Source organism: Burkholderia singularis (assembly GCF_900176645.1).
GTDB lineage: Bacteria > Pseudomonadota > Gammaproteobacteria > Burkholderiales > Burkholderiaceae > Burkholderia > Burkholderia singularis.
Window position 1 is genome coordinate 30,859 of the sequence record NZ_FXAN01000043.1, and the last position, 12,890, is coordinate 43,748.

Annotated in this window: 10 protein-coding genes; 8 read left to right on the top strand and 2 right to left on the bottom strand. The window is 66.3% G+C overall.

The annotated features are described in order from the left end of the window. The first annotated feature begins 29 nt into the window (after positions 1 to 29). Together BSIN_RS08315 and BSIN_RS08320 are read left to right on the top strand one after the other, a co-directional pair. The gene (locus tag BSIN_RS08315; RefSeq protein WP_059512956.1) at positions 30 to 443 is read left to right on the top strand and encodes a MarR family winged helix-turn-helix transcriptional regulator; all 414 of its coding nucleotides are present in this window, start codon (positions 30 to 32) and stop codon (positions 441 to 443) included. Positions 444 to 463: 20 nt separating this feature from the next. Then, positions 464 to 2,278, top strand: coding sequence for a chloride channel protein (locus BSIN_RS08320; protein WP_089340131.1), 1,815 nt, complete (start codon positions 464 to 466; stop codon positions 2,276 to 2,278). A gap of 669 nt (positions 2,279 to 2,947) precedes the next feature. Here BSIN_RS08320 and BSIN_RS08325 read toward each other — a convergent pair. Further along, positions 2,948 to 3,130, bottom strand: coding sequence for a rubredoxin (locus BSIN_RS08325; RefSeq protein ID WP_059512960.1), 183 nt, complete (start codon positions 3,128 to 3,130; stop codon positions 2,948 to 2,950). A 156-nt stretch (positions 3,131 to 3,286) separates the two neighbouring features. Between BSIN_RS08325 and BSIN_RS08330 the strand changes: the two genes are divergently transcribed. From BSIN_RS08330 to BSIN_RS08350, 5 genes are all read left to right on the top strand, one after another. Then, positions 3,287 to 3,694: a DUF4399 domain-containing protein gene (locus BSIN_RS08330; protein ID WP_089340132.1), complete on the top strand. Its 408-nt coding sequence runs from the start codon at positions 3,287 to 3,289 to the stop codon at positions 3,692 to 3,694. Between the two features lie 292 nt (positions 3,695 to 3,986). After that, complete coding sequence (locus BSIN_RS08335) at positions 3,987 to 5,951, top strand: ATP-binding cassette domain-containing protein (protein WP_089340133.1); 1,965 nt, start codon at positions 3,987 to 3,989, stop codon at positions 5,949 to 5,951. 187 nt (positions 5,952 to 6,138) lie between these two features. Further along, positions 6,139 to 8,121, top strand: a complete 1,983-nt coding sequence (gene parE, locus BSIN_RS08340) for a DNA topoisomerase IV subunit B (RefSeq protein ID WP_059512966.1) — start codon at positions 6,139 to 6,141, stop codon at positions 8,119 to 8,121. 58 nt (positions 8,122 to 8,179) lie between these two features. Then, positions 8,180 to 10,498 (top strand): DNA topoisomerase IV subunit A, encoded by a 2,319-nt coding sequence (parC, locus tag BSIN_RS08345; RefSeq protein WP_089340134.1) that lies wholly within the window; start codon positions 8,180 to 8,182, stop codon positions 10,496 to 10,498. 311 nt (positions 10,499 to 10,809) lie between these two features. Then, positions 10,810 to 11,268 carry a CopD family protein gene (locus tag BSIN_RS08350; RefSeq protein WP_059512970.1) on the top strand — a complete coding sequence of 153 codons (459 nt, stop codon included), beginning with the start codon at positions 10,810 to 10,812 and terminating at the stop codon, positions 11,266 to 11,268. Positions 11,269 to 11,371: 103 nt separating this feature from the next. Here the strand turns inward: BSIN_RS08350 and BSIN_RS08355 are convergent, their stop codons facing one another. Then, the gene (locus BSIN_RS08355; protein ID WP_059569343.1) at positions 11,372 to 12,256 is read right to left on the bottom strand and encodes a LysR family transcriptional regulator; all 885 of its coding nucleotides are present in this window, start codon (positions 12,254 to 12,256) and stop codon (positions 11,372 to 11,374) included. A 93-nt stretch (positions 12,257 to 12,349) separates the two neighbouring features. Here BSIN_RS08355 and BSIN_RS08360 point away from each other — a divergent pair, with 93 nt between their 5' ends. Further along, positions 12,350 to 12,805 (top strand): multidrug/biocide efflux PACE transporter, encoded by a 456-nt coding sequence (locus tag BSIN_RS08360; protein ID WP_089340135.1) that lies wholly within the window; start codon positions 12,350 to 12,352, stop codon positions 12,803 to 12,805. The last annotated feature ends 85 nt before the right edge of the window (positions 12,806 to 12,890 follow it).

Consider the following 12,890-nt stretch of genomic DNA (forward strand, 5'->3'; position numbering starts at 1 on the left):
TTGCGCGTGCACTGATCCATGGAATCTCGATGACCGACGCTTCCCGAGTTCTACAAAAAACCGATTTCGAGCAGCTTTCGGAGTTTCGTTACCAGATGCGGCGTTTCGAGCGTTTTTCCGAACAAGCCGCGCAAAGCGAGGGCATCACGCCGCTGCAATATCTGCTGCTGCTGCATATCAAGGGTTATCCGGATCGCGAGTGGGCAACGATCGGCGAGCTGGCCGAACGGTTGCAAGCGCAACATCATGGCGTGGTCGCGCTGGTGTCGCGTTGCGAGAAGCTGGGGCTCGTCAGGCGCAAGACGAGCGATGTCGATCGGCGGCAGGTCGAAGTCCATTTGGAAAAGACCGGCGAGAAGCTGCTCGCGCGGCTCGCTGCGTTGCATCGCGCGGAGCTGAAATCCTTGCGTGGCGCATTCCAGGTGCCTCAAATCGATTATTGACCGCTCGCTTTTTCTCCATCATGTCTCTTTCCGTTTCGCACAAGCGCGATTTCGCCCCGGGCGCGCGGCTGCCGCGTCTCATCGCGCTCGCGTTCGTGATCGGCCTGACGAGCACGCTGGCCGCTTATGTGCTGCTGAATCTGATTCATCTGTTCACGAATCTGTTTTTCTTTCAGCAGTTTTCGTTCGCGGACCGCTCGCCCGCAACGAATGCGCTTGGCGCGTGGGTGGTCGTGGTGCCGGTCGCGGGCGGGCTGATCGTCGGCTGCATCGCGCGCTTCGGCTCGGACAAGATCCGCGGGCACGGCATTCCGGAGGCCATCGAGGCGATTCTGTTCGGCAAGAGCCGGATGTCGCCGAAAGTGGCGATTCTGAAGCCGCTGTCGTCGGGAATCGTGATCGGAAGCGGCGGCCCGTTCGGTGCGGAAGGGCCGATCATCATGACGGGCGGCGCGCTCGGCTCGCTGATCGCACAGTTCGTCAAGCTGACCGCGGCCGAACGCAAGACCCTGCTCGTCGCGGGCGCCGCCGCCGGCATGACCGCGGTGTTCGGCTCGCCTGTCGCGGCGGCGTTGCTCGCGGTCGAGCTGCTGTTGTTCGAATGGCGTCCGCGCAGCTTCCTGCCGGTCGCGCTCGCGTGCGCGACGGCCGGTTTCGCGCGCGCGGTGTGGTTCGACGCGGGGCCGTTATTTCCGCTGACGAGCGCTGCGCCAACGCCGGTTGCGTTCGGTTCATGCATCGTCGCGGGGTTGCTGTCCGGCGCGCTCGCGTGCGGGCTGTCGGCCGCGCTCTACAAAACCGAGGACTGGTTCGGGAAGCTGCCGGTGCATTGGATGTGGTGGCCGGCGCTCGGCGCGCTCGCGGTCGGCATCGGCGGGCTGGTCGAGCCGCGCGCGCTGGGCGTCGGCTATGACGTGACCGGCGATCTGCTGCACGGGCATCTGGCGCTGCGCATCGCGCTCGCGCTGCTGCTCGTGAAGGCGGTGATTTGGGTCGTCGCGCTCGGTTCGGGCACGTCGGGCGGGGTGCTTGCGCCGCTGCTGATGCTCGGCGCCGGACTTGGCACGTTGCTGGGGCCGGTGCTGCCAGGCGGCGAGGCCGCGCTGTGGCCGCTCGTCTGCATGGCGGCGACGCTCGGGGCCACGCTCGGCGCGCCGCTCACGGCGATCGTGTTCGCGCTCGAACTCACGCACGACGTCAACGCGCTATTGCCGCTGCTCGCCGCGACGCTCGTTGCTCACGGTTTGTCGATTGCGGTGATGAAGCGCTCGATCATGACGGAGAAAATTGCGCGGCGGGGCCATCATATCTACCGCGAGTACGGTGTCGATCCGCTCGAGCGGCACTATGTCGATGAGGTGATGGCGCAGCCGGTCGTCACGATTGACGCGGATGCGGCACTCGCCGACGTGCAAGTCGAATATTTCAGCCGCACGCAGCGTCATCGCGCTTATCCGGTGACGCGCGGCGGCGCGCTGGTGGGCATGCTGGATCGGGCGGCGTTCGAGCGCGCGATCGACGCCCTTGGCCGCCGCGCGAATGCCGGTGAAGCCGTGCGCGCCGCCGCGCCCACGCTCGCGTATGCGCTGCCGCACGAGACCTGCCGGCTCGTCGCGACGCGGCTCGCCGTGCGGGAACTGGAGCGCTTGCCGGTGGTGGCCGATGCCCGGGGCTTGCGTGTGGTGGGCATCGTCGCGCGCAGCGATCTCGTCAAGCCCGCGCTCAAGCATTTCGACGAGGAGCACAAGCGCGAGCGATTCCGGTACGCGTATGCGCCGAGGGCGAGGCGCGGTGCGAGCGCCGCGAAAGCAGTGACCGGCCGGGCTCCGCGCTGAGCCGCGCAGCGTCGCGGCGGCGGATTGTCTGTCAAGCGCCGCCGCGACTTGGGCGGCTGCGCCCGGCGGCGCACGCCGAGCGGGCCGGTCGCGCATCCCGCCGCGGCATAGGCGTGCTGCTCGATGAGGGCGCGCGCCGCGCGAACCGACGCCGCCACGAGCGGGCCGAGAGAACGCCAAGCCGGCGTGAATGGCGTGACCCTCGCCGATCGGGCGCGCGGTTATGAGCGCCGCTTTCGCACGGTTTGCTTCTGTTCAGTTTCCTAAATAAATCGGCTCGGCACCTGCACACCGGGAATTGCGCGGGGAGTGGCGCTGCACGCCGGCGCGCGCAGCAAGACGGGCTTCGCCGCATGTCGACGGGCCTTCGGCCATTTTCGTAGGCCGCGTGATTTCAGCGGAAATAAAGACGCGTATCCGATTTGGCTGCGTCGTTAGCCGGGCAAACAGGTGCTTGGCTACGCGAACCAGTGTGCGCCGCAGGCGACGGCCGCTTCCTTTGCGCTCCGGGAAAGGGGCGCTGTCGACGCGCGTCGTTCGTTGAAAGGGCGTTGCGACGCGCATGGCGCTGGCAGGCGAGGCGGGCCGGCCGGCGCCCTCCCGGCGGATTCGGGCGGGCGCGCGACCGGCGGCATAGGCCTATGCCGCCGGCGTTCGCGCAACCGACCCTCAGAATTCCACAGCCGCGAATTCTTCTTTGCTGACGTCGCACAGCGGGCATCGCCAGTCGTCCGGGATATCGGCGAACCGCGTACCGGGCGCGATGCCTTCGTCCGGCAGGCCCTCCGCTTCATTGTAGATCCAGCCGCAAATCAGGCAGACCCAGCTCTTGTATTCGATGACTTCACTCATATCGCACTCTGAAAATGACACGGCATTCGGCCCGCCCGGCGCGCGCGGCGTATCGGGGCGGGACGGCGCAATGGTACCGGAATTGCAGGAGGGATTCGTCGGCGCTTGGCGCACGGTGTATCCTTCGATAACCTTTCAACTCCATAGGAGAAAGCGATGTTCAATACCAAATGGCTGGCCGGTGCGTTTGCGGCGGCTGCGTTCGGCACATCCGCCGCCGCTTACGCGGAAACCAACGTGTATTTTGCCGAGCCGGCCAATGGTGCGACGGTCACGAGCCCCGTTCATCTGAAATTCGGTCTCGAAGGCGATATGGCCATCAAGCCCGCGGGCGACATGACGGCGAACACCGGCCACCATCATCTTTTGATCGACGGACAGCCGATTCCGAAGGGCGAAGTGATTCCCGCGAACGAACATTCGCTGCACTACGGCAAGGGGCAGACCGAGGCCGACGTGAAGCTGTCGCCCGGTTCGCATAAGTTGACGCTGCAGCTCGGCGACGGCATGCACCGCTCGTATGGGCCCGAACTGAGCCAGACGATCACGGTCAACGTCAAGTAAGCCGGCGCGCGGCTTGACGCTGCGCGTCGGGCGTCCGGGCAACCGGGCAACCGGGCAACCGGGCAACCGGGCATTCGGGCATTCGGGCATTCGGGCGCACACCGGGCGCGCCGTGGGCCGCGGCCGTCGCGAACAGGTTTTCCCGAGCCCGCCGCCCGTCAATCGGCCCGGCCGGTCGGATCGGAAAATCACCGGCCCCGCACGCGCCGGCACGGCAGGCCGTCCGGCCATGTCGGCAGCGCGTGCGGCCCCCGGTACAATGTGCGTCCGATTCCTCTTTGCTGTCTTTCCCATGTCGCTTTATTCGATCACCGGCGCGCAACTCGCGTTCGGTCATGTCGCGCTGCTCGATCACGCGGACTTTTCGCTCGAGGCCGGCGAGCGTGTCGGGCTCATCGGGCGCAACGGCGCGGGCAAATCGTCGCTGCTCAAGATCGTCGCGGAGCTGGCGAAGCCGGACGACGGCCTCGTCACGCGCCAGCAGGGGCTCGTGACGGTCTATGTGCCGCAGGAGCCGGAATTCGACGCGGGGCAGACGGTGTTCGACGCGGTCGCATCCGGCGTTGCCGGCGCGCGCGCGCTGCTCGCCGACTACGACGCGATCGCGCACCGCCTGGCGCAGACGCCCGAAGGCGCGGAGCACGACGCGCTGCTCGCGCGGATGAACGTGCTGCAATCGTCGCTCGATGCGGCCGATGCGTGGAATTGGCGCACGCGGGTTGCAACGACACTCGCGCAAATCGGGCTCGACGCAGCGTTGCAGGTCGACGCGCTGTCCGGCGGGATGCAAAAGCGCGTGGCGCTCGCGCGAGCGCTCGTCGTTCAGCCCGACGTGCTGCTGCTCGACGAGCCGACCAACCATCTGGACTTCGACGGCATCCGCTGGCTGGAGGAATGGCTCGTCGCGCAGCGCGCGGGGCTGCTGTTCATCACGCACGATCGCGCGTTTCTCGACCGCGTGGCGACGCGCATCGTCGAACTCGATCGCGGGCGCCTGCTGTCGTATCCGGGCAATTTCTCCGCGTATCAGACACGCAAGGCGCAGCAGCTCGAAGTCGAACGCATCGAGAACGAGAAATTCGACAAGCTGCTCGCGCAGGAGGAAGTCTGGATTCGCAAGGGCGTCGAGGCGCGGCGCACGCGCAGCGTCGGCCGCATTGCAAGGCTCGAGCAGATGCGCCGCGAGCGCGCGCAGCGTCGCGCCGTGCAAGGCAATGTGCGGCTCGATGTCGCGCAGGGCGAGAAGTCCGGCAAGATCGTTGCGGAACTGACCGACGTGACGAAACGTTTCGGTGAGCGTACCGTCGTCGAGCGTTTCTCGGCGGCGGTGATGCGTGGCGACAAGATTGGCTTCGTCGGCCCGAACGGCGCGGGCAAGACGACGCTGCTGAAGCTGATTCTCGGCGAGTTGGCGCCTGACGAAGGCGTGGCGCGCACCGGCGCGAACCTGCAGCTCGCGTATTTCGATCAGATGCGCGCGCAGCTCGATCCGGAAAAGAGCTTGGCCGACACGATCAGCCCCGGCAGCGATTGGGTCGAGATCGGCGGCGCGAAAAAGCATGTGATGAGCTATCTCGGCGATTTCCTGTTTGCCCCCGAGCGGGCGCGCTCGCCGGTCAAGTCGCTGTCGGGCGGCGAGCGCAACCGCCTGCTGCTCGCGCGTCTGTTCGCGCGGCCCGCGAACGTGCTCGTGCTCGACGAGCCGACCAACGATCTCGACATTCCCACGCTCGAGCTGCTCGAGGAGCTGCTGACCGACTATGACGGCACGGTGCTGCTCGTCAGCCACGACCGCGCGTTTCTCGACAACGTCGTCACGTCGGTGATCGCGGCCGAGGGCGGCGGCCGTTGGCGCGAGTACGTCGGCGGCTTCACCGACTGGCAGGTGCAGCGCGAGCGTGCGCAGCGGCTCGCCGACGAACAGGCGGCAAAGCATGCGGCGAAGGAGCCCGCGGGCGCGAAGGATCAGAAAGACCAGAAGGACGACGCGCCGAAGAGCGCGGCAGGCCGCAATGCGCAGCGCACGGTGAAGCTGTCGTTCAACGAGCAGCGCGAACTCGACGCGCTGCCCGACAAGATTGCCGCGCTGGAGGCCGAGCAGAAGGCGATCGGCGCGCGGCTCGAGGACGGCGCGATTTTCGCGACCGACCCGCAGGAAGGCGCGCGGCTCACCGAGCGCTTCGCCGCGCTCGACGACGCGCTGCTCGAGGCGCTCGAGCGTTGGGAGGCGCTTGAGGCGAAACGCAAGCCTTTGTGATCCGGCGTTGCGGAACCAGTAAAATACGCCGCGTCGCGGGCAGGCCGTTCGCGGCGCGCCGCCCGCTTTCGGAGCACGGCGCGCACGTCCTTGTTTCGACTCGAATTTTTATCGAATTCAACGTTTTGTCCACGACCTTATCCACACGAGCTGGGGATAAGGTCCCGGTGAATGACGACACTGATCTATGTCCATGAAAAAGCCCGCAGCGGCCTATAGCGAAGCATCGATCAAGGTGCTGAAGGGCCTCGAGCCCGTCAAGCAGCGGCCCGGCATGTATACGCGCACGGAAAACCCGCTGCACATCATTCAGGAAGTGATCGACAACGCCTCCGACGAGGCGTTGGGCGGTTACGGCAAGCTGATCACGGTTACGCTGCATGCGGACCAGTCGGTGTCCGTCGAGGACGACGGCCGCGGCATTCCGTTCGGACTGCATCCGGACGAAGGCGTGCCGGTCGTGGAGATCGTGTTTACGCGGCTGCACGCCGGCGGCAAATTCGATAAGGCGAAGGGCGGCGCGTACACGTTCTCCGGTGGCTTGCACGGCGTCGGCGTGTCGGTGACGAACGCGCTCGCGACGCGGCTCGACGTCAGCGTCTGGCGCGACGGCAAGCTTGCCACGCTCGGCTTTGCGGACGGCGACGTGGTGCGGCCGCTGGCGACGCAATCGGCGGCGCGCGGCGACAAGAAAACCGGCACGCGCGTGACCGTCTGGCCGAATCCGAAATATTTCGATTCGCCGAACCTGCCGATGGGCGAACTGCAACGGTTGCTGCGCTCGAAGGCGGTGCTGTTGCCCGGCGTCGAGATCGTGCTCGTCAACGAGAAGACGGGCGAGCGGCAGAGCTGGAAGTACGATGACGGCCTGCGCGGCTATCTGCTCGACGAGATGAACGGCAGCGAGCTGCTGATTCCGCTGTTCGAAGGCGAGCGCTTTGCCGATTCGCGTTCGGGCGACGATACGTTCGCCGAGGGCGAGGGCGCATCGTGGGTCGTCGCATGGAGCGAGGAAGGCTCGCTCGTGCGTGAATCGTATGTGAACCTGATTCCGACGCCCGCGGGCGGCACGCACGAATCGGGCTTGCGCGACGGCCTCTATCAGGCGGTCAAGAGCTTCATCGAGCTGCACAACCTGCAGCCGAAGGGCGTGAAGCTGCTCGCCGAGGACGTGTTCGCGCGCGTGTCGTTCGTGCTTTCCGCGAAGGTGCTCGATCCGCAGTTCCAGGGGCAGATCAAGGAGCGGCTGAACAGCCGCGACGCGGTGAAGCTCGTGTCGTCGTACACGCGTCCGGCGCTCGAGCTGTGGCTCAATCAGCACGTCGAGCACGGCAAGAAGCTTGCCGATCTCGTCATCAAGCAGGCGCAGGCGCGCACGCGCGCGGGGCAGAAAGTCGAGAAGCGGAAGAGTTCGGGCGTGGCCGTTTTGCCGGGCAAGCTGACCGACTGCGAAACCGAGGACATCGCGCGCAACGAGCTGTTCCTCGTCGAGGGCGATTCGGCGGGCGGCTCGGCGAAGATGGGCCGCGACAAGGAATACCAAGCGATTTTGCCGCTGCGCGGCAAGGTGCTGAACACGTGGGAAACCGAGCGCGACCGGCTGTTCGCGAACAACGAGGTGCACGACATTTCCGTGGCGATCGGCGTCGATCCGCACAGCCCCGACGAAAGCGTCGATTTGTCGAACCTGCGTTACGGCAAGATCTGCATTCTGTCGGACGCGGACGTCGACGGCGCGCACATCCAGGTGCTGCTGCTCACGCTGTTCTTCAAGCATTTCCCGCAATTGATCGAGCGCGGCCACGTGTTCGTCGCGCGCCCGCCGCTGTTCCGGGTCGACGCGCCCGCGCGCGGCAAGAAGCCCGCGCAGAAGCTCTACGCGCTCGACGAAGGCGAACTCGACGCGATCCTCGACAAGCTGCGCAAGGACGGCGTGCGCGAATCGCAGTGGAGCATCAGCCGCTTCAAGGGCCTGGGCGAAATGAGCGCCGAGCAGCTTTGGGACACGACGATGAACCCCGACACGCGCCGCCTGATGCCCGTCGCGCTCGGCGAGCTCGATTTCGAATCGACCGTCAGGCAGATGACGATGCTGATGGGCAAGGGCGAGGCGGCCGCGCGCCGCAACTGGCTCGAGGAAAAGGGCAACGAAGTCGAGGCGGATATCTGAGCGAAGCCGGGCGTGCGCCCGGCATTGCACGCATCGCATATACGGACACGGAATCTAGATGGACGACAACACTCCCGATCTTTTCGCCGAGCCGGCCGCGCCCGAGGGCGATTATCTGACGCTCGGCCGCTACGCGGAGCGCCAGTATCTCGACTACGCGGTGAGCGTCGTGAAGGGGCGCGCGCTGCCCGACGTCTGCGACGGCCAGAAGCCCGTGCAGCGGCGCATTCTTTACGCGATGAACGAGATGGGCCTCGGCGACAGTGCGAAGCCCGTGAAGTCCGCGCGCGTCGTCGGCGACGTGCTCGGCAAGTATCACCCGCATGGCGACCAGTCCGCGTATGACGCGCTCGTGCGGCTCGCGCAGGATTTCTCGATGCGCTATCCGCTGATCGACGGCCAGGGCAACTTCGGCTCGCGCGACGGTGACGGCGCGGCGGCGATGCGCTATACCGAAGCGCGCCTCACGCCGATCGCGAAGCTGCTGCTCGACGAGATCGACCAGGGCACCGTCGATTTCATGCCGAACTACGACGGCTCGTTCGACGAGCCGAAGCTGCTGCCGAGCCGGCTGCCGTTCGTGCTGCTCAACGGCGCGTCCGGGATCGCGGTCGGGTTGGCGACCGAGATTCCGTCGCACAACCTGCGCGAGGTCGCGGCGGCCGCCGTCGCGCTGATCCGCCAGCCGGCGCTGCCGCACGCGGAACTCATGCAGCTGGTGCCGGGGCCGGATTTTCCGGGCGGCGGCCAGATCATCTCGAGCGACGCCGAGATTTCGGCTGCTTACGAGACGGGCCGCGGCAGCCTCAAGGTGCGCGCGCGCTGGAAGATCGAGGATCTCGCGCGCGGCCAGTGGCAGCTGGTCGTCACCGAACTGCCGCCGAACACGTCGTGCCAGAAGGTGCTCGAGGAAATCGAGGAGCTGACGAACCCGAAGCTCAAGGCCGGCAAGAAGACGCTCACGCAAGAGCAGGCCAATACGAAGAAAGCGATGCTCGATCTGCTCGACGCGGTGCGCGACGAATCGGGCAAGGACGCGCCCGTGCGGCTCGTGTTCGAACCGAAGTCGCGCACGATCGACCAGACCGAGTTCGTCAATTCGCTGCTCGCGCACACGAGCCTCGAATCGAATGCGCCGCTGAATCTGGTCATGATCGGCGAGGACGGGCGGCCCGCGCAGAAGGGGTTGGCATCGATTCTCGGCGAGTGGGTGCGGTTCCGTCAGGCCACCGTCACGCGCCGCTGCCGCCATCGGCTCGGCAAGGTGAACGACCGGATCCACATCCTCGAAGGGCGGATGATCGTCTTTTTGAACATCGACGAAGTGATCCGCATCATCCGCGAATCGGACGAACCGAAGGCCGCGCTGATTAACGCGTTCGAGCTGACCGAGCGGCAGGCCGACGACATTCTCGAAATTCGTCTGCGCCAATTGGCGCGGCTCGAGAAGATCAAGATCGAGAAGGAACTCGACGAATTGCGCGCCGAGAAGGACAAGCTCGAGGAATTGCTCGCGAACGACAGCGCGATGAAGCGGCTGATGATCAAGGAGATCGAGGCCGACGCCAAGCAATTCGGCGACGAGCGCCGCACGCTGATCCAGCAGGAAAAGCGCGCGACGTTCGAGGCGAAGGTCGTCGACGAGCCGGTGACGGTGGTGGTCTCGCAAAAGGGCTGGGTGCGCGCGCTGAAGGGCCACGGGCTCGATCCGGCCAGCTTCTCGTTCAAGGCGGGCGACGGCCTGTACGCGGCGTTCCAGTGCCGCACGCCGGACACGCTGATCGCATGGGGCAGCTCGGGCCGCGTCTATTCGGTGCCGGTGCAATTGCTGCCGGGCGGGCGTGGCGACGGCGTGCCGGTCACGTCGCTGATCGAGCTTGAATCGGGTTCGCACCTGCTGCATTACTTCGCCGCGCCGGCCGAACAGCCGCTTCTGCTTGCGTCGAGCAACGGCTTTGGCTTCGTCGCGAAGGTCGGCGATATGGTGAGCCGCGTGAAGGCGGGCAAGGCGTTCATGACGATCGACGACGGCGCGGTTCCGCTCGCGCCGATGCCGGTGCCGCCGGATGCGGCGATGGTCGCGTGTTTGTCGAGCGGCGGACGTCTGCTCGTGTTCGGCATCGACGAGATGAAGACGCTCGCGGGCGGCGGGCGCGGCGTGACGCTGATGGCGCTCGACCCGAAGGAGACGCTCGTGCAGGCGCTGGCCGTCGGCGCGACGGGCGTGGTGCTGACCGGCACGGGGCGCGGCGGCAAGGTGCAGGAAGAAACGTTTGCCGGCGGCGCGCTCGAGCCGCATATCGGCAAGCGCGCGCGTAAAGGGCGCGCGCCGGACACGAAGCTGAAGATCGCCGGGTTGCGGCCAGTGCTCGGCTGACGGGCAGGCGGCGCGGCCGCCCAGGCGCGGGTGGCGGCGGCCGGCTTTGGGTGGCGGTTCGGGATGGCGGATGCGCGTTCGTGCCGGACGGCGGCTGGCTGCGGATGGTCAACGAGGTGATTCGGCCATGGCCGTTCGGCGCCGGCGGGCGCGCTGGTGGTTCGGGTGCCGGCGGCGCGGCGGGTTTCGCGCCGACCGTGAGCCATTGTGGCCCATTGCGCTGAACCGTTGCGCGCCGCGGCTGTCGAACGCGCTCATCGTGCCGCGCGCCGCGCGGCGCCGCAATCCACAAAACAACCAGGATTCCTCACATGTCTCACGCCATAGCCGTCGCCTTGTTTGTCCATTTGCTCGCGGTCGCGGTGTGGGTGGGCGGCATGGTGTTCGCGCACTTCTGTCTACGTCCCGCATTGTCCGATCTGTCGCCGCAGCTTCGCCTGCCGCTCATCGAGGCGGTGTTCGGCCGCTTCTTCAACTGGGTGGCGGGCGCGGTGATCGCGATCCTGCTGACGGGCGGCGTTTTGCTGACGAGCTTCGGCGGCGCGCACGCGAGTTGGCCGCTGCATGCGATGGCGGGACTCGGCATCGTGATGATGCTGATCTTCGGCCACGTCCGCTTCGCGATCTTTCCGCGCATCCGCCGCGCGGTGCAGGCGCAGAATTGGCCGGACGGCGCGCGCGCCGTCAATGCGATGCGTTTGCTCGTCGTCGTGAATCTCGTGCTCGGCGTCGTGACGACCGGGGCGGCAGTGCTGTCGCGCGGCTTCTGAGCGCCGATTCGCGGCGGCGGGCCGGTTTCATGCCGGCTTTCGCGCTTCGTTGCCGTTTTGCGCCGCGCGCGAATGCCGGGTCACGGCCGGTATGCGCCGGGCGTCACGCCGCGAGCATCGTGTCCAAAAGCCATGATCCGGCCGGCCCGAGCGGCCGGCTGCGCGACCATACCGCATCGACGGGCACCCGCCGCGGCCAGCCGCGCGCATTGAGTTCAACGAGCCGTTCGCGCGCGAAATGCTCGACCATCCAACGCGGCAGTTCCGCCCAGCCGAACCCCGCGACCGCCATTTCCAACAGCAGCAGATAACTCGGCGCCGACCAGTAACGCCTGCCCGCGACCAGCCCTGTCTCGATGCGCTCGCCATGCGGCGCGACATACGTGTTGAGCCGCAGCTCGCGGGCGTCGTGCAACGCGGCAAGCGGCACTTCGGCGTTGCCGTGCGCCGCGAACGGATGCTGCAAGCCGACGTACAGACCGATTTCCGAGCGTTCGGCGATCGTTGCCGCGCCGATGTCGGGCGGGTACGTGCTGCGCGCCGCCATCAGCCCGAGCTGCGCGCGCCCCTGCTGGATCAGGTCGAGCACGTCGTCGTGTTCGGCAATCTGGCATTCGAATTCCAGCGTCGGAAAACGGCGATCGAGTTCCGCGAGCGTCTGCTCGTACCGGCTCGACTGGTAGGTATCCGATACGACGAGCGTCAGCCGCGCTTCCTCGCCGCCCGCCAGGCGGGCGGCGACCTGATCGATCGCCTCGCTGGCCTCCAGCACGCGATGCACGTCGGGAAGCAGTGCGCGGGCGGCGTCGGTCAGCGTCGGCTGACGGGTCGAACGGTCGAACAGCGTGACGCCAAGGTCGATTTCGAGATTCGCGATCGCCTCGCTGATGGTCGACTGCCGCTTGCCGAGCTTGCGCGCGGCGGCGGAGAACGACCCAAGGGCGGCCGCTTCGGCAAACGCGAGCAGCGCTTCGGGGGAATGACGCATGGCGCATCGTCCTTTTTTATATCGGAAAAACCGATGCTATTTAATTGGATAATTTCGGTCAATCCGATAAAAATAGTGCCATGTCGTTGACCGATGGAGATGTTCATGCAAAAGCTGATTCCGCAGAAAACCCTGACCGAGCGCCTGATTCACGCGCTCATTTTCGAAGTGACCGCGATCGCCATTTGTGCGCCGTTCATGAGCTGGTTGCTCGGCTTGTCGCTCGTGCATGTCGGCGCATTGACGGCCGTGGTGTCGCTGATCGCGATGGCGTGGAACATGGCGTTCAACGCGTTGTTCGAGCGGATCGAGCGTCGGTATCGCTTGACGCGCACGCTGGCGTTGCGCGCGGTTCACGCGATCGTGTTCGAACTCGGCCTGATCGCGATGGCGTTGCCGCTTGCGTCGTGGTGGCTCGAAATCACCCTGTTCGAGGCCCTGTTGCTCGACCTCGGCATTCTGCTGTTCTTCTTGCCGTACACGTTCCTGTTCAACCTGGGCTACGACCGCCTGCGCACGCGCTGGGTTGCGCAAAGGGCGATGGCCTGATGACGAACGCAAAGCGAATCGATTGCAGGGGTTCGAGACGAAAGCCGGCGTGACTGCCGGCTTTTTTTATGCTTCGCGCGCGGAG

Excerpts from the sequence above, each read along its gene's own strand:
- parC (WP_089340134.1), top strand. The coding sequence starts at position 8,180 with ATGGACGACAACACTCCCGATCTTTTCGCCGAGCCGGCCGCGCCCGAG.
- BSIN_RS08315 (WP_059512956.1), top strand. The coding sequence starts at position 30 with ATGACCGACGCTTCCCGAGTTCTACAAAAAACCGATTTCGAGCAGCTT.
- parE (WP_059512966.1), top strand. The coding sequence starts at position 6,139 with ATGTCCATGAAAAAGCCCGCAGCGGCCTATAGCGAAGCATCGATCAAG.
- BSIN_RS08330 (WP_089340132.1), top strand. The coding sequence starts at position 3,287 with ATGTTCAATACCAAATGGCTGGCCGGTGCGTTTGCGGCGGCTGCGTTC.
- BSIN_RS08350 (WP_059512970.1), top strand. The coding sequence starts at position 10,810 with ATGTCTCACGCCATAGCCGTCGCCTTGTTTGTCCATTTGCTCGCGGTC.
- BSIN_RS08325 (WP_059512960.1), bottom strand. The coding sequence starts at position 3,130 with ATGAGTGAAGTCATCGAATACAAGAGCTGGGTCTGCCTGATTTGCGGC.
- BSIN_RS08335 (WP_089340133.1), top strand. The coding sequence starts at position 3,987 with ATGTCGCTTTATTCGATCACCGGCGCGCAACTCGCGTTCGGTCATGTC.
- BSIN_RS08320 (WP_089340131.1), top strand. The coding sequence starts at position 464 with ATGTCTCTTTCCGTTTCGCACAAGCGCGATTTCGCCCCGGGCGCGCGG.
- BSIN_RS08360 (WP_089340135.1), top strand. The coding sequence starts at position 12,350 with ATGGAGATGTTCATGCAAAAGCTGATTCCGCAGAAAACCCTGACCGAG.
- BSIN_RS08355 (WP_059569343.1), bottom strand. The coding sequence starts at position 12,256 with ATGCGTCATTCCCCCGAAGCGCTGCTCGCGTTTGCCGAAGCGGCCGCC.